24 protein-coding genes and 1 riboswitch are annotated in these 26,170 nt (G+C 56.2%); of the genes, 13 read left to right on the top strand and 11 right to left on the bottom strand.

From position 1 onward, the window contains the following. Positions 1 to 3: 3 nt before the first annotated feature. Positions 4 to 2,199: a ferrichrome porin FhuA gene (fhuA, locus tag AC1RKC_RS10995; RefSeq protein WP_493092467.1), complete on the bottom strand. Its 2,196-nt coding sequence runs from the start codon at positions 2,197 to 2,199 to the stop codon at positions 4 to 6. Positions 2,200 to 2,450: 251 nt separating this feature from the next. Continuing rightward, complete coding sequence (plsY, locus tag AC1RKC_RS10990) at positions 2,451 to 3,089, bottom strand: glycerol-3-phosphate 1-O-acyltransferase PlsY (RefSeq protein ID WP_046372586.1); 639 nt, start codon at positions 3,087 to 3,089, stop codon at positions 2,451 to 2,453. Between the two features lie 107 nt (positions 3,090 to 3,196). Here plsY and folB point away from each other — a divergent pair, with 107 nt between their 5' ends. Next, on the top strand, positions 3,197 to 3,556 hold the full coding sequence (gene folB, locus AC1RKC_RS10985; protein ID WP_046372587.1) for a bifunctional dihydroneopterin aldolase/7,8-dihydroneopterin epimerase: 360 nt from the start codon (positions 3,197 to 3,199) through the stop codon (positions 3,554 to 3,556). Between the two features lie 131 nt (positions 3,557 to 3,687). After that, complete coding sequence (gene bacA / locus AC1RKC_RS10980; protein WP_020828717.1) at positions 3,688 to 4,512, top strand: undecaprenyl-diphosphate phosphatase; 825 nt, start codon at positions 3,688 to 3,690, stop codon at positions 4,510 to 4,512. 39 nt (positions 4,513 to 4,551) lie between these two features. Here the strand turns inward: bacA and AC1RKC_RS10975 are convergent, their stop codons facing one another. Together AC1RKC_RS10975 and AC1RKC_RS10970 are read right to left on the bottom strand one after the other, a co-directional pair. Beyond that, a complete protein-coding gene (locus AC1RKC_RS10975) occupies positions 4,552 to 5,796 on the bottom strand; it encodes a multifunctional CCA addition/repair protein (RefSeq protein ID WP_046372588.1) in 1,245 nt (414 codons plus the stop codon). A gap of 123 nt (positions 5,797 to 5,919) precedes the next feature. Beyond that, positions 5,920 to 6,540, bottom strand: a complete 621-nt coding sequence (locus AC1RKC_RS10970; protein ID WP_020828715.1) for a TIGR04211 family SH3 domain-containing protein — start codon at positions 6,538 to 6,540, stop codon at positions 5,920 to 5,922. 280 nt (positions 6,541 to 6,820) lie between these two features. Between AC1RKC_RS10970 and AC1RKC_RS10965 the strand changes: the two genes are divergently transcribed. From AC1RKC_RS10965 to yjeH, 4 genes are all read left to right on the top strand, one after another. Then, positions 6,821 to 8,128, top strand: coding sequence for a CYTH and CHAD domain-containing protein (locus AC1RKC_RS10965; protein WP_048759828.1), 1,308 nt, complete (start codon positions 6,821 to 6,823; stop codon positions 8,126 to 8,128). A 45-nt stretch (positions 8,129 to 8,173) separates the two neighbouring features. Continuing rightward, the gene (gene glnE, locus AC1RKC_RS10960; protein ID WP_261139585.1) at positions 8,174 to 11,011 is read left to right on the top strand and encodes a bifunctional [glutamate--ammonia ligase]-adenylyl-L-tyrosine phosphorylase/[glutamate--ammonia-ligase] adenylyltransferase; all 2,838 of its coding nucleotides are present in this window, start codon (positions 8,174 to 8,176) and stop codon (positions 11,009 to 11,011) included. 93 nt (positions 11,012 to 11,104) lie between these two features. Continuing rightward, positions 11,105 to 12,535: a bifunctional D-glycero-beta-D-manno-heptose-7-phosphate kinase/D-glycero-beta-D-manno-heptose 1-phosphate adenylyltransferase HldE gene (gene hldE, locus AC1RKC_RS10955; RefSeq protein WP_020828712.1), complete on the top strand. Its 1,431-nt coding sequence runs from the start codon at positions 11,105 to 11,107 to the stop codon at positions 12,533 to 12,535. 111 nt (positions 12,536 to 12,646) lie between these two features. Next, on the top strand, positions 12,647 to 13,900 hold the full coding sequence (gene yjeH / locus AC1RKC_RS10950; RefSeq protein ID WP_046374962.1) for an L-methionine/branched-chain amino acid transporter: 1,254 nt from the start codon (positions 12,647 to 12,649) through the stop codon (positions 13,898 to 13,900). 28 nt (positions 13,901 to 13,928) lie between these two features. On the opposite strand, the gene ubiK is transcribed toward yjeH, so the two are convergent. Continuing rightward, entirely contained in the window at positions 13,929 to 14,210 is a 282-nt protein-coding gene (gene ubiK, locus AC1RKC_RS10945) for a ubiquinone biosynthesis accessory factor UbiK (RefSeq protein ID WP_048759826.1), read from the bottom strand. 145 nt (positions 14,211 to 14,355) lie between these two features. After that, a riboswitch (FMN riboswitch) is annotated at positions 14,356 to 14,517 on the top strand. Between the two features lie 110 nt (positions 14,518 to 14,627). On the opposite strand from ubiK, the gene ribB reads away from it, so the two are divergent. Next, entirely contained in the window at positions 14,628 to 15,281 is a 654-nt protein-coding gene (gene ribB, locus AC1RKC_RS10940) for a 3,4-dihydroxy-2-butanone-4-phosphate synthase (RefSeq protein ID WP_020828709.1), read from the top strand. Between the two features lie 66 nt (positions 15,282 to 15,347). Here the strand turns inward: ribB and zupT are convergent, their stop codons facing one another. Beyond that, positions 15,348 to 16,115 carry a zinc transporter ZupT gene (gene zupT, locus AC1RKC_RS10935; RefSeq protein ID WP_046372592.1) on the bottom strand — a complete coding sequence of 256 codons (768 nt, stop codon included), beginning with the start codon at positions 16,113 to 16,115 and terminating at the stop codon, positions 15,348 to 15,350. A 206-nt stretch (positions 16,116 to 16,321) separates the two neighbouring features. Here zupT and ygiD point away from each other — a divergent pair, with 206 nt between their 5' ends. Beyond that, positions 16,322 to 17,104, top strand: a complete 783-nt coding sequence (ygiD, locus tag AC1RKC_RS10930) for a 4,5-DOPA-extradiol-dioxygenase (protein WP_493092466.1) — start codon at positions 16,322 to 16,324, stop codon at positions 17,102 to 17,104. Positions 17,105 to 17,120: 16 nt separating this feature from the next. On the opposite strand, the gene AC1RKC_RS10925 is transcribed toward ygiD, so the two are convergent. Further along, on the bottom strand, positions 17,121 to 18,146 hold the full coding sequence (locus tag AC1RKC_RS10925) for a LacI family DNA-binding transcriptional regulator (protein WP_020828706.1): 1,026 nt from the start codon (positions 18,144 to 18,146) through the stop codon (positions 17,121 to 17,123). 215 nt (positions 18,147 to 18,361) lie between these two features. Between AC1RKC_RS10925 and AC1RKC_RS10920 the strand changes: the two genes are divergently transcribed. From AC1RKC_RS10920 to AC1RKC_RS10900, 5 genes are read left to right on the top strand one after another with little or no spacing between them, the layout of a single operon-like run. After that, positions 18,362 to 20,131: a class I mannose-6-phosphate isomerase gene (locus AC1RKC_RS10920; protein WP_493092465.1), complete on the top strand. Its 1,770-nt coding sequence runs from the start codon at positions 18,362 to 18,364 to the stop codon at positions 20,129 to 20,131. Positions 20,132 to 20,136: 5 nt separating this feature from the next. Continuing rightward, the gene (locus AC1RKC_RS10915; RefSeq protein WP_129941651.1) at positions 20,137 to 20,565 is read left to right on the top strand and encodes a PTS sugar transporter subunit IIA; all 429 of its coding nucleotides are present in this window, start codon (positions 20,137 to 20,139) and stop codon (positions 20,563 to 20,565) included. Positions 20,566 to 20,574: 9 nt separating this feature from the next. Further along, positions 20,575 to 21,069, top strand: coding sequence for a PTS sugar transporter subunit IIB (locus AC1RKC_RS10910; RefSeq protein ID WP_020828703.1), 495 nt, complete (start codon positions 20,575 to 20,577; stop codon positions 21,067 to 21,069). A gap of 22 nt (positions 21,070 to 21,091) precedes the next feature. Further along, positions 21,092 to 21,892 carry a PTS mannose/fructose/sorbose/N-acetylgalactosamine transporter subunit IIC gene (locus tag AC1RKC_RS10905; RefSeq protein WP_020828702.1) on the top strand — a complete coding sequence of 267 codons (801 nt, stop codon included), beginning with the start codon at positions 21,092 to 21,094 and terminating at the stop codon, positions 21,890 to 21,892. Further along, positions 21,892 to 22,713, top strand: coding sequence for a PTS system mannose/fructose/sorbose family transporter subunit IID (locus tag AC1RKC_RS10900; protein ID WP_020828701.1), 822 nt, complete (start codon positions 21,892 to 21,894; stop codon positions 22,711 to 22,713). The genes AC1RKC_RS10905 and AC1RKC_RS10900 overlap by 1 nt, the downstream gene beginning before the upstream one ends. A gap of 94 nt (positions 22,714 to 22,807) precedes the next feature. Here AC1RKC_RS10900 and AC1RKC_RS10895 read toward each other — a convergent pair whose 3' ends face one another. The 4 genes from AC1RKC_RS10895 to AC1RKC_RS10880 form a co-directional block, all read right to left on the bottom strand. Continuing rightward, the gene (locus AC1RKC_RS10895) at positions 22,808 to 23,590 is read right to left on the bottom strand and encodes a glucose-6-phosphate isomerase family protein (protein WP_048759819.1); all 783 of its coding nucleotides are present in this window, start codon (positions 23,588 to 23,590) and stop codon (positions 22,808 to 22,810) included. Then, on the bottom strand, positions 23,583 to 24,146 hold the full coding sequence (locus AC1RKC_RS10890) for a glucose-6-phosphate isomerase family protein (RefSeq protein WP_261287041.1): 564 nt from the start codon (positions 24,144 to 24,146) through the stop codon (positions 23,583 to 23,585). The genes AC1RKC_RS10895 and AC1RKC_RS10890 overlap by 8 nt, the downstream gene beginning before the upstream one ends. 123 nt (positions 24,147 to 24,269) lie before the next feature. Continuing rightward, positions 24,270 to 25,430 (bottom strand): glutathionylspermidine synthase family protein, encoded by a 1,161-nt coding sequence (locus AC1RKC_RS10885; protein ID WP_020828698.1) that lies wholly within the window; start codon positions 25,428 to 25,430, stop codon positions 24,270 to 24,272. Positions 25,431 to 25,433: 3 nt separating this feature from the next. After that, positions 25,434 to 26,102, bottom strand: a complete 669-nt coding sequence (locus AC1RKC_RS10880; protein ID WP_020828697.1) for a DUF1190 family protein — start codon at positions 26,100 to 26,102, stop codon at positions 25,434 to 25,436. Positions 26,103 to 26,170: the final 68 nt, after the last annotated feature.

The raw sequence follows: 26,170 nt of genomic DNA, 5'->3' as shown, positions 1-26,170 counted from the left end.
TTATTACCAATGCAAGGTTAATGTGGTGAGGATTTGCCGTTCCGCACCCCATGAACAGGTATTGTTGGTAAAGCAAGAGGAAACATAGTGCTTATCAAAAAGATTATTTACGTTTAAAGCAATTTCTGCGTTTTCCAGTCCGGGGATATCATCCAGTTGATATTTTATGGCGGTATCAAAAACCGTATAGCTCGGGACTTTGAAATTATTCCCATCGTCACCTGGGGTGCTTGACACATAACGTGCGCCACCGCCGAGGCTCAGCCCATTTAGCCAGCCTTGATTAAAGGTGTAATCGGTCCACAAATTAGCCATATGTTTAGGCACCATGGCTGGAGTATGACCATTATTACCGGAGTTATCGCGGAACTCTGCATGGGTATAGGTATAGCTTGCGATTAAATTAAGGTTATAAGTGAGTGCGGCCTTACCTTCAATTTCAATCCCGCGAGAGCGGATTTTGCCTTCCTGCACATTGTAATAAGGGTTAATGGCATCACGGCGTAAATTATTGTCTTTGGTCAGTTGGAATGCGGCGATAGAGGCAGAAACCGGTGCGTTATCAGGGATGAATTTAATCCCTGCTTCATATTGCTTCCCTCGGGAAGGTTTGAAAGCCTGGCCTGATAAACTGTTGCCGCTATTGGGTTCAAATGACTCGCTATAGCTCACGTAAGGTGCGATGCCGTTATTGAAAACATAGTTAACGCCGCCACGCCAGGTGAATTCATTATCCGTGATGCTGGATGAGGATTCCGCGCCCGTCATATTACTGCTTTCATGGGTTTTTACGACGCTGTGGTCAAAGCGGCCACCCAGCGTGAATACCCAGTTCTGCCATTCGGCCTGATCCTGCAGATAAGTGCCTAACTGGTGGTTTTTGTTAATCGTATGGGTGTCGCCAAAATAAAGCACATCATGGTTGCCATACTGCGGGTTCACCAGATTGAGCGGCGCGGCAGAGCCCATCTTGTTTTGCAGATCGTTGCGCAGCTGCGAATAGTCGATCCCCATCAACAGGGTGTGGCGCCAACTGCCGGCGTTCAATTTCCCTTCCAGCCGGGTATCCGTGGTTAACCCATTCAATCTCTCGTCGCTGACCATGGTTGTGCGGGACAAGGTGGTGCCGTATTGCTGGGGGGCTACTCCCATGCAGGTCATTGGGTTGCACAGGCCGTTGCCATAGATGCTGCGCCAGTTGACCTTGGTATGCTGATAGCGGACGCCCTGATGGAAGGACCAGGTATCGTTGAAGGCATGATCAAGCTGATAGCCCACCGCGCGCTGCTGGCGTTCGAAACGGTTATAGCTGGGCTCGCCCTCGTTAAACGAAGGAGACAATTTGCCGAATTCGCCGGCAGTCAAAGTTCCTTCGCTCGGCAGCCAGCCGTAATAACCGGTGCGTGGTTCGTTTTGCAAAGACAGCTGAAACAACAGCGAGGTTTTATCCGACGGCTGCCAAAGCAAAGAAGGCGCAATGGCATAGCGTTTTTCACGCTCGCCCTTTTGCTGGCTGTGCGCTTCGTAATAATTACCGGTTAAGCGGTAAGCCAATGCTTCTTCATCATCAAGAGCGTCGCTGAAATCGAATTGGGTTTTCCATTCGTGATGGTTGCCGGCCTGCAGTTGTAATTCATGCAATGGCTGCTTTTGTGGACGCTTGCTGACGCTGGAAATAACGCCGCCAGGGTTACTTTTGCCATACAGCACCGAGGCCGGACCGCGCAAAACTTCTACCCGCTGTAAAAAATACGGATCCACTTTGCTGTCGGCATACATATCCCCTTGTAATTTCAAACCGTCCAAATAGATATTCTGGCTGACGTTATTGAATCCCCGGATCATGACGCTATCAAATATGCTCGAACTGCCGCTGTTGCCTGTCATTACACCCGGCGTATAGCTGAGCGCATTTTTAATGGTGGCTGGGCGTTTGATTTGTAATTCTTCTTGCGTAATAACGGAAATAGACTGGGGGGTTTTGATTAATGGCGTGCTGGTTTTTGTTGCCGTAACGCTTTGTTTGGCGGCATAGGTTCCATTGGATCCTATGGCTTCTTCTGCCGTATTTCCCTCGCCGTAAACGGTAATGACACTTTCGTTTTCCCCTGCGGCATAAGCCAATGAACTGGTACATATTCCTGCCAGCAGCATAAAAAGGTTAGGCTGTTTTATTATCAGGCGCCGAATAGTCTTCATAGGCATTTTATTGATGATCCATCTTTAGGGAATGACAATATTTAATTGTCGCTAATGATAATCATTAGCGATGGGGCCATTTGGCAATTCATGCGATTTTGAAAGAGGGATATTATTACTGCAGAGGCGTTACTCTGGCGGGAAAACGCAATATATTCACGACGATAGAGTGATAACTCAAAAAAACGGGCACCGTGGGGAACAGAAACCGGGTTAATTCGGGGCAGGCTGACCTGCCCTGGCGTTATGAGTTACTCTTCTTTTTTGGTTTCCTGCTCAACCGCTTCAGGCTTTTTCTTGCGGAATTTGCCCCAAATTTTTCCTTCCTGGCCACGCCAAAGGCGCTGAATGTTGTCGTGGTGCCGCATCAGGATCAGGCATGACAGCATAGCTACCGGGAAGGTGAACTGCGGTTTGAACCACCAAACGTAGAAGGGGGCAATAAGCGCGCTGACAATCGCGCCCAGCGAAGAGTAACCGCTGAGCAACACGGTCAGCAACCAGGTACCGGTCATCAGACCGGTCAGATCCCAGCCTATCGGTGCTATGGCACCAAATGCCGTTGCCACGCCCTTGCCGCCACGGAAATGGAAGAACACCGGATAGATGTGCCCAACGCAGGCGGCAATTGCCGTCAGCCCCAGGTACAGCGGTGGGACATTAAGCTTGTATGCCAGCCACACCGGCAGCATTCCTTTGAGAATATCGAAAACCAGCACCGCCGCCGCCGCCAGGCGACCGCCGATGCGCAGGACGTTGGTAGCCCCTGGATTCCCTGAGCCATGTTCACGCGGATCGGGCAGCCTGGCGATCCGACAAACCAGGATCGCACTGGAAATTGAGCCACACAGATACGCGAAGATAATCATGCCAAGCGCGGTAGCACTCATAACGCGGTTCCGTTTAATAAGGGTCGTTTTACTCGCAACATAAAGGGATAATACGCATATTCCGCTGGAAGTGGTATCCGGCAAGGCCAAAAACAGAGAATGACGTGATGGATATCGTATTTATAGAAGAACTTACCGTAATCACCACCATTGGCGTTTATGATTGGGAACAAAACATTCGCCAGAAGCTGGTGTTCGATATCGAAATGGGTTGGGACAACCGCCAGGCGGCCACCAGCGACGACGTGAACGACTGTCTGAGCTATGCCGATATCAGTGAAGCCATCATCCAGCACGTGGAGCCAAATCGCTTTGCGTTGGTGGAGCGTGTGGCAGAGGAAATATCTGAAATATTGCTCCAGCGCTTCAATTCCCCCTGGGTCCGTATTAAGGTCAGCAAACCGGGGGCCGTTGCACATGCCAGCCGGGTTGGGGTGATTATTGAGCGTGGTACCCGTCCGGTGTGATGTTCTGTCATACAGGTGCAACTAAAGACCGTTAGTCTGGTCTGAACCTGAGAATTGTTTTAGCGGCAATGTATTGAGCACTGCCGCTTTTTTATGTTTATAGCCGTAAATTTATGGGGTGATCGAAGCACATGGCGGACATGCATTCACTGTTTATTGCGTTTGTTCTTGGGGTGGTTGAAGGGTTAACTGAATTTTTGCCGGTATCTTCTACCGGGCACATGATCATCGTTGGCGAGTGGCTGGGTTTTACCGGCGATAAGGCCAAAACCTTTGAAGTAATCATTCAGTTGGGGTCGATTCTGGCGGTGGTGGTGATGTTCTGGCGCCGTCTGTTTGGGCTGATCGGCATTCATTTCGGCGGTAAGCCGGTTGAGCACGAAGGCAAAACGGCGGGCCGGTTGAAACTGGGCCATATCCTGCTGGCGATGATCCCCGCAGTAGTGCTGGGGCTGTTGTTCCATGATTTCATCAAATCGCTGTTCGCACCGAAAAACGTGATGTATGCGTTGGTGGTCGGTGGTTTCCTGTTGCTGGCGGCAGAATGGCTGAAGCCGAAAAAACCGAGCGCTGAAGGGCTGGATGACATCACCTACCGCCAGGCGTTTATGATTGGTTGCTTCCAGTGTCTGGCGCTGTGGCCGGGCTTTTCCCGTTCAGGTTCGACCATTGCCGGCGGTATGCTGGTGGGCGTTAACCGTTATGCGGCCTCCGAGTTCTCCTTCATTCTGGCGGTGCCGATGATGATCGGTGCCAGCGGGCTGGACTTGTACAAGAGCCTGCACTTCCTGACGATGGGCGATTTACCGATGTTCGCCGTCGGTTTTGCTACCGCTTTCGTCGTAGCGCTGATCGCGATAAAAACCTTCCTGTCGCTGATCAAACGCATTTCGTTTGTGCCGTTCGCCATCTATCGTTTTATCGTTGCCGCCGTGGTTTACATGGTCTTCATGTAAGCGACACGTCAATAAAAAACCCCGCGCTGCGGGGTTTTTTTATGCCTGGTCTTTCAGGATATCCTGGGTTTGTTTCCAGTCGGCCAACGCCTGTTGACGACGCCGTTTGAGCTCATCACGGATCGCCAGCCCTTGCAGGCCGCTGGCCACCACTTCTTTTACCGAGACGGCATTCGCCACCTGAAACGCCTGGCGCAGATAGTCACCCTGCGGGTAGGGATTGTTTTCAAATCCGGTACGGCCGCGAGCATCGGCTTCGCTGGTAAGGATCATCTGCTCCAACCGCTGAGGCTTGCGCCAGACATCGACCGCATCAAACAGTTTCAACAGGGTCTCCGGGCGCAGTTTGTTAACGGTGTGGATCAGGTCGTGATACTCGGCCACCAGTTTGGCCAGGTCGCGTACCGGGTTGGGGACGCGCAACCGCTGGCACAAGGCATCGACCAGCACAACACCGGCAGGCCCATGGCCGTGGTGGTGAGGCCACAGCTCTTTTGGTGTCTGCCCTTTACCCAAATCATGGCACAGCGCCGAAAAGCGTACGTCGACCTCGGGGCTGAGTTGGGCGGCGATAGCCAGCGTCATCAGCGTGTGAATGCCGGTATCGATCTCCGGGTGCCATTTGGCGGGGGCCGGCACGCCGAATAAAGCATCGATCTCCGGGAACAGTACGCTGAGCGCCTCGCAGTCGCGCAGCACCTGGAAATAGACCTGCGGGCTTTGGCTCTGCAGCGCCTTCTCGGTTTCTTTCCAGACCCGTTCCGGGGTCAGCGCCGCCAGTTCGCCGCTGTTCGCCATCTGACGCATCAACTCCGCGGTTTCCGGGGCGACGGTAAAACCCAGATGAGCGAAGCGGGCGGCAAAGCGCGCCACGCGCAGCACGCGCAACGGATCTTCACCAAAAGCTTCAGATACATGGCGTAACACCCGCGCTTGCAGGTCGGCCACGCCGTTGAAAGGATCGATTAACTCCCCGTCGGCGCTGCGGGCGATGGCGTTGATGGTCAGATCCCGGCGCTGCAGATCTTGTTCCAACGTCACGTCCGGCGCGGCGTAACAGGTAAAACCGGTATAGCCCTGGCCGGATTTCCGCTCGGTGCGCGCCAGCGCATATTCTTCATGGGTCTTGGGATTTAGAAACACCGGGAAGTCTTTACCGACCTGTTGATATCCCAGCGCGATCAGCTCTGACGGCGCGGCGCCCACCACCACCCAGTCGCGGTCGAATACCGGTATCTCAAGCAGGCTGTCGCGGACGGCGCCGCCGACCAGGTAAGTCTTCACTGTTAACTCCTGAATTTATCTTAAGGCTCTGCTGACCAGATTACCTCAATTAGCCGGGCGGTGCCGCAGCCAATAAAAAGGGCGCCCCGCAGGCGCCCGATCTCAAACAGAAGGAGACTGAAATCAGTTCATCCAGCGGTTGTTGCTTTTGCGCCGCGGGATCAGGTGTGGCAGCAACAAGCCAAGCAGCAGGCCTACGCCGGCTACGCCACCGCCGTACATGAACCACTGCAGGATGATGGTGCGCTGTTTGTCGTCGAGCTGCAGATTAACCGCGTTAACCTTTTTCTGTGCGACCACCAGCTGATTTTTCAGATCCTGGTTTTCCTGCTGCAGACCGCTGATGGTGCTGTCGCTGCCGGCCACTTTCTGCTGCATTTCTGCCGTGCGCTGGTTCCAGCTATTGTCGATGTTGGCCAGCTTGTCGGTCAGGGTTTTTACCTGTTGCTCCAGCGCCGGCACTTGGGTGCGCAGGCTTGGCGTCTGACTCAGCTGATTGAGCGGGATCCAGGTCGTGCGGCCTTTCGCATCGCGGATCTGGCCATAGTTGGTGCTGTCATTTACGCTCAACAGGGTGACTTCTTCACCGGCGTTCAGGGTACCGACGATACGGTACTGATTACCCGGGCCGCTATGGACGTAAGTATTCAATTCATCGGAGATATAGCGTTTATCTTCGGCATGGGCGCCCCAAGTGATGCTGAAGCTCAGCACGGCAAGGCAAATTAGGCGTAATTTCTGCATTAGTTCATCGTTTCTGTGTGAATTTATGGGAACGATAGTAGAGCGTTCAGTCTGACGACGCAACGCAAAAACCGGAATGAGAACTATCTTACTGTGGCAGATTCTGTGAGTTGCGCAGTGTTTTATAACGTAACAGGTTTTTTCTGCAGTTAGCAGGGTTAAGGTGCAGGGAATCGCGGTAAGATAACGGCAACTGTGCGTCATCGGGCAGAGCGCGGCAGGCGAGGCCCGCCGCCGTGAAGGCTGACGCGAATGCGTAACTTATTGGTGTAAAAGACTTATGACCGTTGAAATAGAACTGAAATTTATTGCTACCCCGGATGCGGTTGCCGCTTTGCCGCAGCAGTTGGCTGCCTGGCCTCATCAGCATTCCGCGCCGCAAAAACTGACCAATATCTACTTCGAAACCGCCGATAATTTCCTGCGCAGTCAGGATATGGGGCTGCGTATCCGCGGCTTCGACGACAGTTATGAAATGACCATCAAAACCGCCGGTAAGGTGGTGGCGGGTTTGCATCAGCGCCCGGAATATAATGTGGCTATCACTACGCCGGAGCTGGCGTTGGAACGGTTCCCGGCGGATATCTGGCCGCAAGGCTGTGATGTCGACGCGCTGCAGCAGGCGTTGCAGCCCCTGTTCCGCACCGACTTCGTGCGTGAGAAGTGGGTGGTCACTTACGGTAAGAGCGAGATTGAGGTTGGGCTTGACCAGGGCGAGGTCAGCGCTGGTGAGCTGAGTGAAGCGCTGTGCGAGATTGAGCTGGAGCTTAAAACGGGTAATACCGACGATCTGCTGGCGCTGGCCAACGAATTGGCGATGCACGGTGGCCTGCGTCAGGGCAACCTGAGCAAAGCGGCGCGCGGCTATCATCTGGCGCAGGGCAATGCTCCGCGTGAGCGCCGCCCGCTGGCGGTATTGAAGCCTGCGGCCAAATCCAGCGTAGAGCAGGGTATGGTTGCCAGCTTCGAACTGGGCCTGAGCCACTGGCAGTATCACGAAGAGCTGTGGCTGCGCGGTGATACCCAGGCCCGTCGCTCGGTTATGGAGGCGATTGCGCTGATCCGTCAGGCACTGGTGATCTTCGGTGGTCTGGTACCACGCAAAGCCAGCGCCGATCTGCGCGCCCGCCTGACCGCACTGGAGCCGCTGTTGATTGATAAGAGCACTCAACCGCAGGTGTTGTGTTACAGCGCAGAATACCTGCAGTGTAAGTTAGCGCTCACATCATGGTTGGTGACCGGCGCCTGGAAACCCTTTATCGACGCCAAGGCGCAAACCAAGCTCGACGGTTCATTCAAACGTTTCAGTGACATTATGCTGGGGCGCAGCGCGGCCGAGTTGAAAGAGGCCTTCACGCGCACGTTGAACGAGGATGAATACGAGGAACAGTTGCCGCGCCTGACCCGTCAGGTGTCGGCATTTATCCTGCTGTCCGGTGCTTATCCCGATGACGAAACCGGTCCTTATATCGAAAGCTGGCGCGAACTGCAGCAGGCGCTGGCCGAACGTCGTCAAGGCTGGTACGAATCCAGCCGCAAGCAGGCCTTATCGCATGCGCCATTCTGGTTAAACGGCGCGCTCCGCTAATAAAGCTGGCCTGCGAGGCGCAGGCCGCAGAACGGATCCTTCACTATGTTGCCACTCTCGAGCAGGTTACAGGTTCAGGCACAGAGCATCGTGCAGCGTTTTCAGGAAACTCAGGGCGCGGACTGCGTGCTCAGCAGCCAGGAACAGCAGGTTTTGGCGTCGAGCGATTTTGTCTGCGACATGTTGCTCAGTCAGCCGCAATGGTTGGAGACGTTGCGCAAACAGCCACCGGTCGCGGACGAGTGGCAACATTACGCCGCCTGGTTGCAAGACACGCTGGAAGATGTGCGCGACGAAGCGCAACTGATGCGCGCGTTACGTCTGTTCCGCCGCGAGACGCTGGTGAGGATCGCCTGGGCGCAGGCGCAGAATCTGTGCAGCACGCAAGAGACGCTGTTGCAGCTGAGCGGGCTGGCGGAAACGCTGATCGTCAGCGCTCGCGACTGGCTGTATCAAACCTGCTGCCGTGAGTGGGGCACCCCGTGCAACGCCCAGGGCGTACCCCAGCCGTTGCTGATCCTCGGCATGGGGAAACTGGGCGGCGGCGAGTTGAACTTCTCGTCCGATATCGACCTGATTTTTGCCTACCCGGAAAACGGTCAGACCCAGGGAGGACGGCGCGAGTTGGATAACGCGCAGTTCTTTACCCGTCTGGGGCAGCGGCTGATCAAGGCGCTGGATCAGCAAACTATCGACGGCTTTGTTTATCGTGTGGATATGCGGCTGCGGCCCTTCGGCGACAGTGGTCCGCTGGTCATGAGCTTCGCCGCCCTGGAGGACTACTACCAGGAGCAGGGGCGCGACTGGGAACGTTACGCGATGGTGAAAGCGCGGCTGATGGGCGGTTCGGAAGACGCCTACAGTGAAGAGTTGCGCAAAACCCTGCGGCCGTTCGTTTTCCGTCGCTATATCGATTTCAGCGTGATCCAGTCGCTGCGCAATATGAAAGGCATGATTGCCCGCGAAGTGCGGCGGCGTGGGCTGAAAGACAACATCAAGCTGGGTGCCGGCGGCATCCGCGAAATTGAATTTATCACTCAGGTATTCCAATTGATCCGCGGCGGGCGAGAGCCGGCGCTGCAGGGGCGATCGCTGCTGCCCACGCTGCAGGCGGTGGGGGAACTGGGGTTGCTGGAGCCGCAGCAGGTACAGGCGATGAGCGCCAGCTACTTGTTCCTGCGCCGGCTGGAAAACCTGCTGCAGGCCATTGCCGACCAACAAACGCAGACGCTGCCACAAGATGAGCTCGATCAGGCCCGTTTGGCCTGGGGCATGGGGTTCGACGACTGGTCGACGCTGCTCGCGGCGCTGGACGAGCATATGCAGGCGGTGAGAGCGGTATTTAACGACCTGATTGGCGACGATAGCCCCGATGTGGGCGAAGATCCCGATTATCAGCACTACCACAGCCTGTGGCAGGACGCACTGGAAGAACACGAGCTGGCACCGTTGACGCCACACCTGGATGAAGAAGCGCGCAGGCAGATGTTGCGTACCATCGCCGAGTTTCGTCACGATGTCGACAAACGCACTATCGGCCCGCGCGGTCGCGATGTGCTTGATCAATTGATGCCGCGTCTGCTGGCGGAAGTGTGTCCGCGTCAGGATGCGCCGACGGCGCTGCTGCGGTTGACCCAGCTGCTGTTGAGCATCGTAACGCGCACCACCTACCTTGAGCTGCTGGTGGAATACCACGCGGCGCTCAGCCATCTGATTCGCCTGTGCGCCGCTTCGCCGATGGTCGCCAACCAGCTGTCGCGCTATCCGCTGTTGCTGGACGAACTGCTGGATCCGGCGACGCTGTATCAGCCGGTGGCCCCGGACGCTTACCGCAGCGAACTGCGCCAGTATCTGTTGCGGGTACCGGAAGATGACGAAGAGCAGAAACTTGAGGCATTGCGTCAATTCAAACAGGCGCAGCAGTTACGCATCGCAGCTGGGGATATTTCCGGCGCGCTGCCGGTGATGAAAGTGAGCGATCACCTCACCTATCTGGCCGAGGCCATTATCGACGCGGTGGTGCAGCAAGCGTGGAACGACATGGTTGCTCGCTATGGTCAACCGACCCATTTGCAGGAACGGGAAGGGCGCGGTTTTGCCGTGATTGGCTACGGAAAACTGGGCGGTTGGGAGCTAGGCTACAGTTCCGATCTTGATCTGGTGTTTATTCTGGATTGTCCTCCGGACGTGATGACCGACGGCGATCGCTGCATCGACGGCCGTCAGTTTTATCTGCGTTTGGCGCAGCGCGTCATGCACCTGTTCAGTACCCGCACCTCCTCCGGCATTTTGTACGAGGTGGACGCTCGCCTGCGCCCTTCGGGCGCAGCAGGCATGTTGGTCAGCACGGTTGAAGCCTTTGCCGATTATCAGCAGAACGAGGCCTGGACCTGGGAGCACCAGGCACTGGTGCGGGCGCGTATCGTCCATGGCGATCCGGCGCTGCATCAGCAGTTTGACGCGATTCGCCGTGAGATCTTGTGCAAACCACGCGACGGCGAAACGCTGCGGCTGGAGGTACGCGAGATGCGCGAGAAAATGCGCAATCACCTCGGTAACAAGCAGCGTGAACTCTTTGATATCAAAGCCGACGAGGGCGGTATCACCGATATCGAATTTATTGCCCAGTATCTGGTCTTAAGCTATGCAAGCACCGAGCCCCGTCTGACGCGTTGGTCTGATAACGTACGCATTTTCGAGTTGATGGCCAATTACGGCATCATGCCGGAAGAAGAGGCGCAGGCGCTCACTCAGGCCTACGTCACCATGCGCGATGAAATTCACCACCTGGCGTTGCAGGAGCATTCAGGCAAGGTTGCCAAGGGGCAATTTGCCGCCGAGCGTGAACAGGTTCGCACCAGTTGGGCGAAGTGGCTGGGTTAGGCAGGCCGGTTGCGCAATACGTTTTGCAGCTATTACAGACGTCTGTGGTAATATCTGCGCCACTAAAATTTTGTACTTTTTTGGAGTTATCGGATGAAAGTTACACTGCCTGATTTTCGCCGCGCCGGGGTATTGGTGGTGGGTGACGTCATGTTGGATCGCTATTGGTATGGGCCGACCAGCCGTATTTCACCGGAAGCGCCGGTGCCGGTGGTCAAGGTTGAAACCATTGAAGAGCGTCCCGGCGGTGCAGCAAACGTGGCGATGAACATCGCTTCGCTGGGTGCCAACTCACGCCTGGTGGGCTTGACCGGTATTGATGACGCGGCGCGTGCACTGAGCGCCAAGCTGAACGAAGTGAACGTGCGCTGTGATTTCGTTTCGGTACCGACGCATCCGACCATCACCAAGCTGCGCGTGCTGTCACGCAACCAGCAACTGATCCGTCTCGACTTCGAAGAAGGGTTCTCCAACGTCGATTCGCAACCTATGCTGGAACGCATCCAGCAGGCGCTGCCGCAAATTGGTGCGCTGGTGCTGTCTGACTACGCCAAAGGCGCGCTGAGCCAGGTACAGAGCATGATCCAACTGGCGCGGGCCGCCAAGGTGCCGGTGCTGATCGATCCAAAGGGTTCCGATTTTGAGCGTTATCGCGGCGCGACGCTGCTGACGCCAAACCTGTCTGAATTCGAAGCGGTCGTGGGGCACTGCAAAGACGAAGCCGAGCTGGTCGAACGCGGCATGAAGCTGGTGGCGGACTTTGAGCTTTCCGCGCTGCTGGTCACCCGTTCCGAACACGGCATGACGTTGCTGCAATTGGGCGTTCCGCCACTGCACCTGCCAACCCAGGCGCAGGAAGTGTTTGACGTTACCGGCGCCGGCGATACCGTGATTGGCGTGCTGGCCGCCGCGTTGGCCGCCGGTAACACCTTGGAAGAGTCCTGTTTCCTGGCCAATGCCGCCGCCGGCGTTGTGGTGGGCAAACTGGGGACTTCTACCGTTTCCCCGATCGAGCTGGAAAATGCGGTGCGTGGCCGTGCCGAAACCGGCTTTGGCGTCATGACCGAAGCCCAGTTGAAAACCGCCGTGGCGCAAGCACGTCAGCGCGGTGAAAAAGTGGTGATGACCAACGGTATCTTCGACATTCTGCATGCCGGTCACGTTTCCTACCTGGCGAATGCCCGCAAACTGGGCGACCGCCTGATTGTGGCGGTCAACAGCGACGCTTCTACCAAGCGCCTGAAAGGCGAGACCCGTCCGGTCAACGCGCTGGAAAACCGCATGATCGTATTGGGTGCGTTGGAAGCGGTGGACTGGGTTGTGGCATTCGAAGAAGACACGCCGCAACGCCTGATCGCCGATATCCTGCCGGATCTGCTGGTGAAAGGCGGCGACTACAAACCTGAAGATATTGCCGGCAGCGCCGAGGTTTGGGCCAACGGCGGCGACGTCAAGGTACTGAACTTTGAAGACGGCCTGTCGACCACCAATATTATCAAGGCAATCAAAGACGGGCGTGGCTAACAGACTCTTTTTAGCCTAAATAATTCGAGTGGTATCAAGGCAGTAATCGGGTGAGTAAAAGCAGCCGACGCGGATGCAACTTGAAGTATGGCGGATAAAACGGCGGTGGCAGTGAGTGGACTGAAGCAGGAATTGAGTTTGGCGCAGGGCGTTGGGCTATTGTCCACTTCATTGCTGGGAACGGGGGTGTTCGCCGTTCCTGCGCTGGCGGCCCAGGTGGCGCAGGGCGATAGCCTTTGGGCCTGGCCGGTATTGATTGCGCTGGTGTTCCCTATTGCCATCGCTTTTGCTGCTCTGGGCCGGCATTTCCCCAGCGCAGGTGGCGCCGCGCATTTTGTCGGTCTGGCTTTTGGCCCGCGTATGGCGAAAGTGACCGGCTGGCTGTTTTTGTCGGTGATCCCGGTGGGCCTGCCCGCGGCGTTACAGATTGCCGCCGGTTTTTGGCAGGCCGCGTTCGGCTGGAGCGCCAATGGCCTGCTGCTGGTGCAAATAGCTACGCTGATGGTGATTTGGCTGCTGGGTACGCGCAGCGCCGGTTCCAGCGCCAATATTCAAACGCTGATCGCCATGCTGGTGGTGGCGCTGGTCGCCGCAATTTGGTGGCGTGGCGGCATCTCTCCTGCTCAAATCCCCTGGCCAGCACTCGACGAAATATCTCCCCCTAATTTGTTCCACGCGTTGGCGGTGATGTTCTGGTGCTTTGTCGGTTTGGAAGCCTTTGCGCATCTGGCAACCGAGTTCCGCAACCCTGAGCGCGATTTCCCGCGTGCCCTGCTGTTTGGCCTGCTGGTCGCCGGGGCGGTGTACTGGGGTTGTACCGTGGCGGTGTTGCACTTTCATGCATACAGTGAACATCAGGCGGCGGCCGCGTCGTTGCCGGGTATCGTGGTGCAACTGTTTGGGCAACATGCGTTGTGGGTAGCCTGCGTCATAGGTTATCTGGCTTGCTTTGCCAGCGTGAATATCTATACCCAAAGCTTCGCCCGGCTGGTGTGGTCGCAGGCGCAGGATCGGCCAGCCAGCGCGTTGGCTAAACTGTCCGCCGGACAGGCACCGGTCAATGCATTAAGCGCGGTGGTGGGCTGTTGCCTGCTGTTTACCCTGCTGATTTATACGCTGAAACTGCCGTTGGATATGCTGTTGGTGTATGCCAATGGCATCTTTGTGCTGATCTACCTGCTGTGTATGCTGGCGGGCTGTCGAATTTTGCACGGACGTTCGCGGTTAATGGCGGCGGTAGGGCTGGGGCTGTGTTTGCTGCTGATGGTCATTATCGGCTGGAAAAGCCTGTATGCGCTGGGGATGTTCGCGTTGATTTGGCTGGTGTTGCCACGCAGGCCGAAGGCTGCGCTAAAACGGCAGTAAGGGCGCGATGCCGCGCCCTTAGCGGTAACTATTCTGCGTCTGGCTGTTGTGCGGCGGCTGGTGCTGCGTTCAGCTTGCTTTCCAACTCGTTCATGCGCTGTTCCAGCAACGCCAGCTTTTCACGGGTGCGCAGTAGCACCTGTGTCTGTACGTCGAACTCTTCGCGGTTGACCAAATCCAGACGGGTAAGCTGCGACTGCAGCACCTGACGGATTTTCTTCTCAACGTCTTCCCCGAATTCACGTACGCCTTTAGGCATGGATTCATGCACCTGGCGTGCGATCTGTTCAATTTTTTTCGGGTCAATCATGGCGTATCCCTTTCAGAGTTTAATAGCTGTCGTCTAGTGTAATGCGAGTTGCCCGCCGGATAAACTAATAACCGCATTCCCTGTGATTGGCCGAATTGTGCTTTTGCCAATTGCCCTGATTAATCATTAGCGTTATAGTCGAGAAGCTTATTCTCAGGGCGGGGTGCAAGTCCCCACCGGCGGTAAATCACCTTCTACGGTGAAAGCCCGCGAGCGCTCAGCCAGTCTCTTGCAGTTTGGTTAGAGGTCAGCAGATCCGGTGTAATTCCGGGGCCGACGGTTATAGTCCGGATGGGAGAGAGTAACGGTATCTGCCGGGCTTGCGCCCGCTTGCGTTATTTTTTTAGCTATTGCTAGCTACTCCTCAAGATCGCCCTGGTTCTGGTAATCCATAATTTTTTAATGAGGTTTTTTACCATGAATCAGACCCTACTTTCAGATTTCGGCACGCCGGTAGAACGCGTAGAGCGAGCTATTGAAGCATTGCGCAATGGCCGCGGTGTAATGGTGCTTGATGATGAAAATCGTGAAAACGAAGGTGATATGATCTTCGCCGCAGAAACCATGACCGTTGAGCAGATGGCACTGACCATTCGCCACGGCAGCGGTATTGTGTGTCTGTGTCTCACCGAAGAGCGTCGTCAGCAGCTCGAACTGCCGATGATGGTGACCAACAACTCCAGCCAGTTCCAGACGGCCTTCACCGTGACTATCGAAGCGGCGCAGGGCGTGACCACCGGCGTGTCTGCTTCCGATCGCCTGACCACTATCCGTGCGGCCGTGGCCGATAACGCCAAGCCAAGCGATCTGAATCGTCCTGGGCACGTTTTCCCGCTGCGCGCGCAGCCAGGTGGCGTGCTGAGCCGTCGTGGTCACACTGAAGCGACTATCGATCTGGTCTCTATGGCCGGTTTCAAACCTGCCGGTGTGCTGTGTGAACTGACTAACGACGATGGCAGCATGGCGCATGCGCCGGAAGTGATCGTGTTTGCCAAACAGCATGATATGACCGTATTGACCATCGAAGATCTGGTGGCTTACCGCCAGGCTCACGAAAAGAAAGCCAGCTGATAATGATCTGACCTTCTGACGATGAAAAAAGCCGCGTAATGCGGCTTTTTTTGTGGCTGAAAACCGTTAACCTATGCCGCCGCTTTGCAACAGCGTCAGGCTGAATCCCATCACCGCCATTCCACACAGGACGCCGTAGCTCGGGTTATTGTGCGGATCGATTTCTTTCGCCAACGGCATCAGTTCATCAACCGACAGCGCCACCATGATGCCGGCAACCGCCGCCATAATCGACGCCATTACCACCGGCGAAATCATCGGGCCAAGCAGCAGGAACGCCAATACGCCGCCGAGAATCTCCGCCATGCCGGAAATACCGGACCACAGCAGGGCTTTGGTCTTGGAGCCGGTTGCGGCATACACCGGGCCAGCCACCGCCAGACCTTCAGGTATATTGTGGATAGCCACGGCCAACGCAATGCCCATGCCCAGTTCCAGGTCGGCGCTGGCGGTGACGAAGGTAGCGATGCCTTCCGGAAAGTTGTGCAGGCTGATGCCCAGCGTCAACAGCACCGCGGTGCGCTTCAGGTTGTGCGGTTTCAGCGGTTGCTGCATCAGGTCCTGCGGGTGCTGGTGCGGCAGTATGCGGTCCAGCGCGAAATACCCCAGCAGCCCAAGCATGAACATGCCGTAACCCATCATCGGCGACATGCCGACGGTGTGCAGCGCCGCGGGCAGCATTTCCATCAGCGATATCAGCAGCATAATCCCGGCGGCAAATCCAAGAGCAAAAGCCAGCATTCGGTTGGAAGGCTTCTGGCCAATAATGCCGAACAGGGCGCCGACAAAGGTGGCGCCGCCGGCCAGCAAGGTCAGGAGCAGCGGTACGGACATGGTCGTCTCCTTATATGCTGAAATTATCGTTTATTTTCTGATACTAACAGAGTAAAGGCATAAATCGAGTGGATTTGGCTGATTGTTTCTATCGTTTTAACCGTTCAAATTTATTGAAGATCATCATCACGGTTATCCGGCTGTGTCGCCGTGGCAAACGGCGTAGTCTAGTCCCCATCATGTTTGCGACTGACCAAGGATCTTGTATGAACAGCTCTCGTATGCCTGCACTTTTTCTCGGCCACGGTAGCCCGATGAACGCGCTGGAAGAAAACCGCTATACCCAGGCCTGGCGTCATCTGGGTGAAACGCTGCCGCGCCCGAAGGCCATCATTGCCGTTTCTGCTCACTGGTACACCCGTGGCACCGCGGTGACTGCGATGGAAAAACCAAGAACCATTCATGACTTTGGCGGTTTTCCGCAGGCGCTGTTCGATACCCGGTATCCGGCGCCAGGATCCCCTGCGCTGGCGGAGCAGATCCAGCACGTGTTGGCGCCGATTACTGTCACGGCAGACGACAGCGAATGGGGCCTGGACCACGGCACCTGGGGCGTGTTGATCAAAATGTATCCCGAGGCGGATATTCCGATCGTGCAGCTCAGCATCGACGGCACCAAACCGGCGGAATACCATTATGAACTGGGCCGTAAACTGGCGGTGTTGCGTGACCAGGGGGTGATGATTGTCGCCAGCGGCAACGTGGTGCATAACCTGCGGATGGTAAAATGGCAGGGGGACGCCATCCCTTATCCGTGGGCCACTTCGTTTGACCGGTTTGTGCGTGATAACCTGAATTATCAGGGGGATAACCATCCGCTGGTCAATTTTATGCAGCACGAAGGCGCGGCGCTGTCTAACCCGACGCCGGAACACTATCTCCCACTGTTATACGTACTGGGCAGTTGGGACGGCAAAGAGGCGATAACCCTTCCGGTGGAGGGCATCGAGATGAGCGCACTGAGTATGCTGTCGGTGCAGGTTGGCTAAAGGCTCTACGCCGGCCTCAGGCTGGCGTAGATTGATCGGCAAAGCCGCAGGATTGACGGATCACCAGCGAAGGCGGCAGGATGATGCGTTTTGGCGGCTCATCATTGCCTTGAATGCGGCTATACAGCAGTTCCCCCGCCTTGCGGCCGATCTCGCGGGAAGCCACCGATACGGTGGTCAAACCCGGCTGCACCAGCGACGCTTCGGTAATATCATCAAATCCTATCAGCGCGAAATCACGGCCAATCTGGCGGTCGAGTTTGCGTAATGTCTGCATCACGCCCAACGCGACAATGTCCTGATAGCATAACGCCGCCGTGATTTCCGGATGGGCCATCAACAACTGCTCTGCAGCTTTGGCGCCGGAGCTTTGGCTGGCCTCGCTGTCGACGATCCATTCGCCCTTGACCACAATCCCCCGTTCCAGCAGCTTGCTGGTGTAACCCCCCAACCGCTGCGCGCGGGTGGTGGAGTTGATGGATCCTCCGATGAAAGCGATATTGCGATGGCCAAGATCCAACAGATGCTGGGTTGCCAACTGTGTGCCAAGGAAGTTATCTGTGCCGACAAAGTCAAAGTGCGCATCAGCCACCGGCCTGACCACCATGATGGCCGGGATCTTGCGGCGTTTCAGCGTTTCAAAAAACAGGCTCGGCGTTTGTCGAGCGGCACACAGCACCATGCCGCTGGCGCTGTTTTGCAGCAGCGAGTCGACAAATTTTTGTTGCCTGTCGGCCGATTCTTCACTGTTGGCCAGAAACAGCATCAGTTGATGGCGTTCCATTTCCTGACTCAGCCCGGCGGTCATCTCGGCGTAAAAAGGGTTGGTGATGTCATGTAGCAGCAGGCCGACCTGATTGCTGCTGCGATTGCGCAGGTTTGCCGCGGTCTGATTGTAAACGTAGCCCAGATGATCGATGGCGCTCAGCACACGCTTGCGTGTTTCATCCGATATGCGGCCACGGTTGCGCAATACCATCGAAACCGTAGCGGTGGAGACTTTTGCGTATGCGGCGACATCCGCCAAGGTTATGGTGCTCATTTCATCTCCTGTCGATACTGGCTTTTACATCAAGGTATATCGATTAACCTTTTTCTGTGTGATTTCGTTAAATAGAGTGTGACGACGATCGCGATTTATAAGCTTTTTAGTAGGTTATTATCCATTATATGAGGTTAATCTCGTTAATCAGCCTGTTTGTTATAAGGTTAATCGATTAATCTTTTTCTATCTATTCAGTGCATAGGCAGAAGGATATGACAGAGCAACAGCGCAACGCAACAAGCTATGACAAACACCCGGAAGTGGCGGTTCAGGGCTTTGATCATGGCGCCTGGCAAGGTTGGCCGGCGGTGGTCGAGGCAGTCAGCCGCAAGATTGCCACCCTCGGGTTACGCAAAACCCTGTTGGTGGTGGATTGCTACCCTGGGGTGAATTTGGCAGAACTGAGCGAGAATCTTATCCATCCGCTGAAGCCAGCCAACAGTATCAACGCCGAATTGGCCAAATATGATGAATCGCATATTCACGCGATGATTGAGCGCAACTTAACCGATGACCGCGTTTTTGGCGTGCTTTCATGCCATCAACTGCCTGAATTTTTTGATGATGAGCGCGTGCAGCAGCTACGCGATCAAATTGCGAGCGTCGACAGTGGCCTGGTAGTGATTTATGGACCGGGCGCGGCGTTGATCGCCGAGGGCGATGTGCTGGTGTATGCCGACATGGCTCGCTGGGAAATCCAGCAGCGTTTTCGCCGTGGTGAACTGGGCAACTGGGGCGTCACCAATGTGGACGAAGACGTGTTGCGTCGTTACAAGCGGGCCTTTTTTGTGGAATGGCGGGTGTTCGATCGCCATAAAACCCCGTTGTTGCAGCGTGCTGACCTGGTGTTGGACACCAACCAGGCAGGTAAGCCCAAGGCCGTGAGTGGCGAGGCATTCCACGCTGGATTGCAGCAGGTCACCCAACGTCCATTCCGCGTCGTGCCCTTTTTTGACCCCGGTATTTGGGGCGGTCAATGGATGAAACAACAGTTCGATCTCGACCCGACGGCAGCCAACTACGCGTGGTGTTTTGACTGCGTGCCCGAGGAAAACAGCCTGCTAATGCGTTTTGGTGACGTTCGGGTCGAGATCCCCTCACAGGATTTGGTGCTGTTATACCCGAGGCCCCTGCTGGGCGAGCGCGTACACGCCCGTTTCGGCGCCGAATTCCCGATCCGTTTTGACCTGCTGGATACCGTCGGCGGGCAAAACCTCAGCTTCCAGGTGCACCCGCTGACGGAATACATCCAACAGCATTTCGGCATGCATTACACCCAGGATGAAAGCTATTACATTCTGGCGGCAGAGCAAGACGCCGAAGTGTATCTGGGGATGAAAAACGGTACCGATCCGCAGGCGATGATGGCCGATCTGGCGGCCGCCCAAAGGGGCGAAAAGGCGTTCGACGATTGCCGTTTTGTGAACCGCTTCCCGGCGCGTAAACACGATCACTTCCTGATCCCAGCTGGGACGGTGCACTGCTCAGGTGCGGGCACCATGGTGCTGGAGATCAGCGCTACGCCGTACATTTTCACCTTCAAACTGTGGGACTGGGGCCGTGTGGGATTAGATGGCCTGCCACGTCCGGTGCATTTGCAGCACGGTGAGCAGGTGATCAACTGGCAATGCGACACCAGTTGGGCAACGGAGCACCTGGTCAACCACGTTGAACCGGTTGCTGAAGGGCAAGGCTGGCAGGAAGAGCGAACCGGCCTGCACGAGCGCGAATTTATCGAAACCCGCCGCCACTGGTTCAGTGAACCGGTGTTGCACCATACCGAAGGGCGAGTGAACGTGCTGAACCTGGTGGAAGGGGAAGAGGCAGTGGTTGAAAGCCCTGGGGGCCATTTTGCTCCCTTTGTGGTGCATTACGCGGAAACCTTCATCGTCCCGGCTGCGGTCGGGGCGTATCGCATCAGCCCACATGGCCGCAGCCTGGGTAAAACCCTGGGCACCATCAAAGCCTGGGTAAGGGGATAAACATTATGTTGAGAGTGATTGTGACTTCTCATGGGCCGCTGGCCGAGGCGTTACTGAGCAGCGCGCGCATGGTTTACGGTGAGTTGCCGGGGACCAGTCATGTCGGTCTGAGTGAAGGCGCCGGCATCGAGGCTTTTAAGCGGGACTTTGCCGACGAACTGCGTCGGGTGAGCGCAGGGGCTGACGGTGTGTTGATACTGTGCGACATGCTGTGCGGTACGCCGTACAACGTGGCCTGTCGTCACGCCTTTGATCCCAATGCGCCAGTGCCGATGGCGGTAGTGACCGGCGTGAATTTCCCGATGTTGCTGATGAGTGCCGAATTGCTGGAAGGAAAGGATGTTCAACTGGCGGCACAAGAGCTGGTGGCGCAGGGCGGTGAGGCGATTGCGCTTGCCCGTCCTGCGGTGACGGCGCAAATGGACGATTTCTGAGGAGAGAGTATGGCTATTTCATTCGTACGTATCGACGACCGGGTCATTCACGGTCAACTGGTGACCCGCTGGGCGAAAGAGCTGCCCTGCGACGGCATCGTGGCGATTGATGATGAGGTCGCGGCAGATCCGCTGTTGTCATCGGTGATGAAAGGGGCAGTGCAGGATACCAAGGTATGGCTGTTCACCGTACAGCAGGCGATAGAAAAATTGCCGAAGGTGATTGCCAGCGACAAGCAGTACTTCGTGATTGGCAAATCGCCGGTCACGCTGCGACGGCTGATGGAAGCAGGAATCGACCTCAGCAATCGCAACAAGAAAATCAACGTCGGCCCGATGTCTGCCCGCAAAGACACGGTGACTATCGGCCCGAATCAATCCGTGACGGTAACAGAGTCGGAAGCCTTTGATTTCCTGACCGAACACGGCCATGCCATCGAATTCCGTTTAGTCCCGGATGCCAGCCATTTCAGCTGGCTGGATGCAAAAAAGAAACTCAAATAAGCCTGAACGGCGGGAGTGAACTATGTGGTTTGAAGCGACGCTTATCGGGATACTTTGCTATCTCGGCGCGCTGAGCAGCCCCTGGCTGCTGGGACTGACTGGAGGCTGGTATATTCTCAGCCGTCCACTGGTCTCCGGCATGCTGGTGGGGGCTATCCTCGGCGATGTACAGACCGGCATCATCATTGGTGTGGCGGTACAGGCGGTTTATATCGCCATGGTTACACCGGGCGGATCGATGCCGGCCGACCTCAATTTTGTAGCATTCCCGGCGATTGCGCTGGGCATTCTTTCCGGTAAAGGACCCGAGGTGGCCGTCGCCCTGGCAGCGACTATCGGCATCATGGGCACCGTGTTGTTCAATGCCATGATGGTACTCAATTCCTACTGGAACCACCGCGCGGATCTGGCGGTGGAGCGCGGGGACGAACAGGGCATTTACCTCAACAGCGCCATCTGGCCGCAGGTCACCAACTTCCTGCTGCGCTTTGTACCGACGTTTATCGCCGTCTTTTTCGGGGCGCGCTATATCAACGCCTTTATGGACAGCTTGCCGACGCTGGTGCTGACTACCATGAACGTGGTCGGCGGCATTCTGCCTGCGGTCGGTATCGCCATTCTTCTTAAGCAGATTATTAAAAGCTACAGCATGCTGATTTACTTCCTGGTGGGGTTCATCTGCATTGTTTTCCTCAAGCTGAATATGGTGGCGCTGGTGATTGTCGGCGCGCTGCTGGCATTGATTCACTACAACTATAAGCCAGAGCCGCAGGCGGCTGCCGCACAGGCCGCGCCTCAGGCTGACGATGAGGATGAATTCTGATGGATACGCCAACACCAAAATTGAATAAGCAGGACCTGCGTCGTTGCTGGCGCAGTTGGATGATGTACAACCTGTCGTCGATGAGCTTTGAACGTCTGGAATCTTACGGTTTCTGCCTGAGCATGATGCCGGCGCTGAAAAAACTGTATCCGGAAAAACAACAGCGCATTGAGGCCATTCGCCGCCATACTTCGTTCTATAACACCGAGCCGCAGCTGGGCGCGATTGTTAACGGCATGGTGATAGGGCTGGAGGAAAAGCGTGCCAACGGTGAGCCGATCGACGGTGAAACCATCAATACGCTCAAGGTCGGCCTGATGGGGCCGGTGGCCGGTATCGGCGACTCCATGGTGCCGGGCATGTTGCTGCCCATTTTGTTGAGCATCGGTATGGCGCTGGCTGCCGGCGGCAGCGTGATTGGCCCGTTATTCTACATTATGGCGTTCAGCCTGATCGTCATTCCCGGGTCTTACTGGCTGTTTATGAAGGGCTACCATATGGGCTCCGGCTCGGTGGAAATGCTGGTCAGCAGCAAGTCCTCACGCCTGCGAGAAGCGCTTTCCCTGCTGGGAGTGTTCGTTATGGGCGGCGTAGCCGCGAGCTACGTCAAACTGGGCACCGGCCTGGAGTTCATCACCAAAGACGGGGTGAATATTCACCTGCAGCAAATGCTGGACGGCATTTTCCCTAACCTGATGCCGCTGATCGTGGTGCTGATGACCTGGTATCTGATGGCCAAGCGGGGATTGTCACCGGTGAAAGCGATGTTGGGGCTGTTGGCCCTGGCAGCGGCGGGGGTGGCCTGCGGCTTGTTCTCCTGATACCCGTCGCCTTTCAAGCTGCAGCCAGGCGCCTAGGCTGCAGCTTGAAACTCATAGGGTAGAAATTTCCTATTATTGAATTAGACAGTAATCTTTAGGGCTCAAACCGTTGCCATTTTTCCGCTACGCTGCCCGGTTTGGAAATGAACTGGAAGCGCGCCGGATCGGTTTCAAACTGCGAGTAGAGCGGGGCATCACTCAGACCGAACTCATGGTATTGGCGTGGGCCGATGGCGTGCAGCCGGCCGGATTGATAACGCGGGTTCTGTTGCCAGATTATATTGTCGCCCTGCAATAGCGGGTACCACGCCAGTCCTTTGTATTCACGCACGGCATCGTATTCAAAGCCATATTCACGATCGCACCAGGCCGCGAAGGTCAGCGGCTGGTGAGGATCGGCAGAAATCGTGGCGTGGGCCCAACCCGGCGGCACCAGTACTTTCTCGCCGGGTCCGGCGTGGACGGCGAAGCAGCGGCCCGGTTCATATTCCACCCGTTCCTGCATGTAAATGATCGCCTTTCCCTGCCAGATTTCATACAGCTCCGGTGGTGACCAACCGCTGTGCGCGCTGATACGGTGTACGTGTCCCTGGCTACGTATCGGCTCCTGGCCCAATTGCCCTTGAGCATAGGTGACAATGCCGAACAACAGCATGCGTTTCTTCAATTCGGCCAAATGTTGCTGTTTTGCGACGTCCATCGCGATGGCATAAACCTGCTCAGGTCCCTGGCTGTCAGGATCGCGCAGGGAACGGCGGATTTGCTCCAGCGTGCGTATCTCCGGCAAGGGGCCAATCACGTCATTGCCATAGCCAAATCCCATCGGACAGTCGCTAATACGGACATCAAGCCCAAATCGCAGCATTGAGTCACTCATATTGCGCCTCCGCCTTCCAGTCATCGCCATCGGCAAAGACCCGCAGCTTGAAACCCTGAGGCTGCAACGCATCGTAGTTGTGGCCGGCGACCGTTGGCCACACCGCCAGCGCAGAAAGCACGTCATTACCGGTATTGATCAAACGGTGGGCGGTAAAGGAGGGGATATGGTGAACGCTACCGGGGGAAACCTGTTCCAGCGTACAAGCGCCGTCCTGGTGTTGCAGCAACAGCAAACCTTGGCCCCGTAGGCCAAAATAGAACTCGGCCTGTTCTGGCCGCTGGTGAAAATGCCCACGGGTCATAAAGAATTCGTCGCCCACCCGGCCAGGTTGCAGATGAGTGGTGCCGACAAACAGCTCGCCTTCCTGCTGCACGGAAGGCAACATTTCAACCTGATAGACGGCAAGCTCCGCCGGTAAGCTTTGCCAGGCCACGGCATCGGCAAAGATCCCCGCCAGGCTGCCCAGCGTCGTGGATTTGCGTTGAACATCAGGTGCGGTAAAGCATCCGTCCGCCAGGTTGACCTGCGGTGGGATCATGGACGTCAGTTTCATATCTGGTTGCTCCGCCCGAGGAGAACAGACGCTTCGAGTATAGAAGGTTAATCGATTAATCACCAGATGGAAGGCATAAAAAAAGCGCGATAAGATCGCGCTTTTTACCCAAGAACTGAGCCGTTAGCCGAGAATGATATGCGGATAGAAACGCGATAGATCCTGGGTGATCAGTTCACGATCTTCGCGCAGGCCGATCCCGCAGGGTTGATCGTCCACCAGCCAACTGCCGATCAGCGTATAGCTGCCTTCGAACTGGGGCAGCGGGTGGAACTGCTGCACGATCATGCCTTCTTCGCCGTAAGGGCCATCGACGCTCGCGACTTGCTGGCCGTTCTGCACAATCTGGATATTGGCGCCTTCGCGTGAGAACAGCGGCTTGGTGACGTAGTGGTCAAGCTGCGGGTGCTCGTCTTCTGCAAAGTAGGCCGCCAACAGATTTGGATGATCCGGGAACATTTCCCACAGCATCGGCAGCAGTGCCTTGTTGGAAATGATGCTTTTCCATGCTGGCTCCAGCCAGCGTACGCCGGCGTCTTCCAGCTTGGTAGAAAACATCTCGCGCAGCATGAACTCCCACGGATAAAGCTTGAACAGGTTACCGATAACCTGGTTCTGCAGGTCGGTAAACTGGCCTTTTTCACCCAGGCCAATCTCTTCCATAAACAGGAATTCGGTCGGCACGCCGGCTTCCAGCGCGCAATCTTGCAGATACTGCACTGTCCCGCGATCTTCTTCGCTGTCCTGGCAACAGGCCATATGCAGCAGGCCAAAACCGTGGTGCGCTTTCAGATCGGCGAAACGCTCGATCAGCTTTTCCTGCAGGCTGTTGTACTGATCGGATTCCGGGCTAAGGTTGCCCGCATTGATCTGATCTTCCAGCCACAGCCATTGGAAAAAGGCTGCTTCATACAGCGAAGTTGGCGTATCGGCGTTGTTCTCCAGCAGCTTGGGCGGGTTAACGCCGTCGTAGGCCAGATCAAGACGCGAATACAACGAAGGCTGGTTGGTGCGCCATGAGCTGCGCACAAATTCCCAGGTGTGTTTCGGGATGCGGAACTTGGTCATCAGCGCGTCGCTGCTGACCACTTTCTCTACCACCTGCAGGCACATCTGGTGCAATTCAGCGGTAGCGTTTTCAATTTCTTCAATCTGCGCCAGCGTGAATTGGTAATAGGCATCCTCACACCAGTAGGGTTCGCCGTACATGGTGTGGAAGCGGAAGCCAAATTCGGTGGCTTTTTCGCGCCAGTCCGGACGCTCGGTAATCGCAACGCGTTTCATGCATTAACCGCCCATGCTGCGTGAGCCGGAATTGGACGTTGCGCTGCTGCGCTGCATGCTGGTTTGCTTGGCCACGGATTCACCGAAGCCACCGCGGGTGACGGTATTGGTCACTGCCGGTTTTGGCGCCATCGCGGTTTTCGGCACCGTCATGGTGCGGCCGCCGGCTGTGGCTGGGCCGTAGCTCTTGCCACTGGCGTCAACAAACTTGCCGTTTGCCGGGCTGGCTGCATTTTTGGAGGTGAACAGCGGCTGCTGAGCAAAACCGGAGCCGCCCATCATGCGGCCCATCATGTAACCGGCCATCAGCGGCATCCAGAAGCTGCCGCTGCTCTGCGACTCTGCGGCCATGCCGGCCTGGGCCGGAGCAGGTGCCTGAGTACATTGAGCTTCGCCGAACTCGGCGACGCAGTCTTCGCGGGTTGCGTATTTCGGCGCCGTTTTCTCGGCTTCTTTCAGGGCGTTGTTATAGGCGGTGGTGCACTGCTCGCTCATGGAAGGGTTGTTGCGCGAACAGTCGTCGGCATTCTGATACATGGAGACAGTTTCATCGCTCTTCTCGCAGCCGGCCAGCATAAAGACTGCGCTGATCGCCAAAGCCACGGGGGCAACACGGTAGTTGCGCCAGGATTTGCGGAACGTCTCTTGGTTGATGTTTTTTGTCCGTTTCATCGTTAGTAATCCCATCAGTCGGGCTGTTTTCGCCCTTTCCCAGTAGTGGCCGTAAGAATAGGGGAAAG

The sequence above is a fragment of the Serratia sp. GW822-FHT06E05 genome (assembly GCF_058799445.1).
Note: the sequence above shows the minus strand (reverse complement) of the source record. Positions and strands in the feature narration are given on the sequence as shown.

Bases quoted from the DNA above. Each gene is read 5' to 3' on its own strand.
- fhuA (WP_493092467.1), bottom strand. From the start codon at position 2,199: ATGAAGACTATTCGGCGCCTGATAATAAAACAGCCTAACCTTTTTATG.
- plsY (WP_046372586.1), bottom strand. From the start codon at position 3,089: ATGAGTGCTACCGCGCTTGGCATGATTATCTTCGCGTATCTGTGTGGC.
- folB (WP_046372587.1), top strand. From the start codon at position 3,197: ATGGATATCGTATTTATAGAAGAACTTACCGTAATCACCACCATTGGC.
- bacA (WP_020828717.1), top strand. From the start codon at position 3,688: ATGGCGGACATGCATTCACTGTTTATTGCGTTTGTTCTTGGGGTGGTT.
- AC1RKC_RS10970 (WP_020828715.1), bottom strand. From the start codon at position 6,540: ATGCAGAAATTACGCCTAATTTGCCTTGCCGTGCTGAGCTTCAGCATC.
- AC1RKC_RS10965 (WP_048759828.1), top strand. From the start codon at position 6,821: ATGACCGTTGAAATAGAACTGAAATTTATTGCTACCCCGGATGCGGTT.
- glnE (WP_261139585.1), top strand. From the start codon at position 8,174: ATGTTGCCACTCTCGAGCAGGTTACAGGTTCAGGCACAGAGCATCGTG.
- hldE (WP_020828712.1), top strand. From the start codon at position 11,105: ATGAAAGTTACACTGCCTGATTTTCGCCGCGCCGGGGTATTGGTGGTG.
- ubiK (WP_048759826.1), bottom strand. From the start codon at position 14,210: ATGATTGACCCGAAAAAAATTGAACAGATCGCACGCCAGGTGCATGAA.
- ribB (WP_020828709.1), top strand. From the start codon at position 14,628: ATGAATCAGACCCTACTTTCAGATTTCGGCACGCCGGTAGAACGCGTA.
- zupT (WP_046372592.1), bottom strand. From the start codon at position 16,115: ATGTCCGTACCGCTGCTCCTGACCTTGCTGGCCGGCGGCGCCACCTTT.
- ygiD (WP_493092466.1), top strand. From the start codon at position 16,322: ATGAACAGCTCTCGTATGCCTGCACTTTTTCTCGGCCACGGTAGCCCG.
- AC1RKC_RS10925 (WP_020828706.1), bottom strand. From the start codon at position 18,146: ATGAGCACCATAACCTTGGCGGATGTCGCCGCATACGCAAAAGTCTCC.
- AC1RKC_RS10920 (WP_493092465.1), top strand. From the start codon at position 18,362: ATGACAGAGCAACAGCGCAACGCAACAAGCTATGACAAACACCCGGAA.
- AC1RKC_RS10915 (WP_129941651.1), top strand. From the start codon at position 20,137: ATGTTGAGAGTGATTGTGACTTCTCATGGGCCGCTGGCCGAGGCGTTA.
- AC1RKC_RS10910 (WP_020828703.1), top strand. From the start codon at position 20,575: ATGGCTATTTCATTCGTACGTATCGACGACCGGGTCATTCACGGTCAA.
- AC1RKC_RS10905 (WP_020828702.1), top strand. From the start codon at position 21,092: ATGTGGTTTGAAGCGACGCTTATCGGGATACTTTGCTATCTCGGCGCG.
- AC1RKC_RS10900 (WP_020828701.1), top strand. From the start codon at position 21,892: ATGGATACGCCAACACCAAAATTGAATAAGCAGGACCTGCGTCGTTGC.
- AC1RKC_RS10895 (WP_048759819.1), bottom strand. From the start codon at position 23,590: ATGAGTGACTCAATGCTGCGATTTGGGCTTGATGTCCGTATTAGCGAC.
- AC1RKC_RS10890 (WP_261287041.1), bottom strand. From the start codon at position 24,146: ATGAAACTGACGTCCATGATCCCACCGCAGGTCAACCTGGCGGACGGA.
- AC1RKC_RS10885 (WP_020828698.1), bottom strand. From the start codon at position 25,430: ATGAAACGCGTTGCGATTACCGAGCGTCCGGACTGGCGCGAAAAAGCC.
- AC1RKC_RS10880 (WP_020828697.1), bottom strand. From the start codon at position 26,102: ATGAAACGGACAAAAAACATCAACCAAGAGACGTTCCGCAAATCCTGG.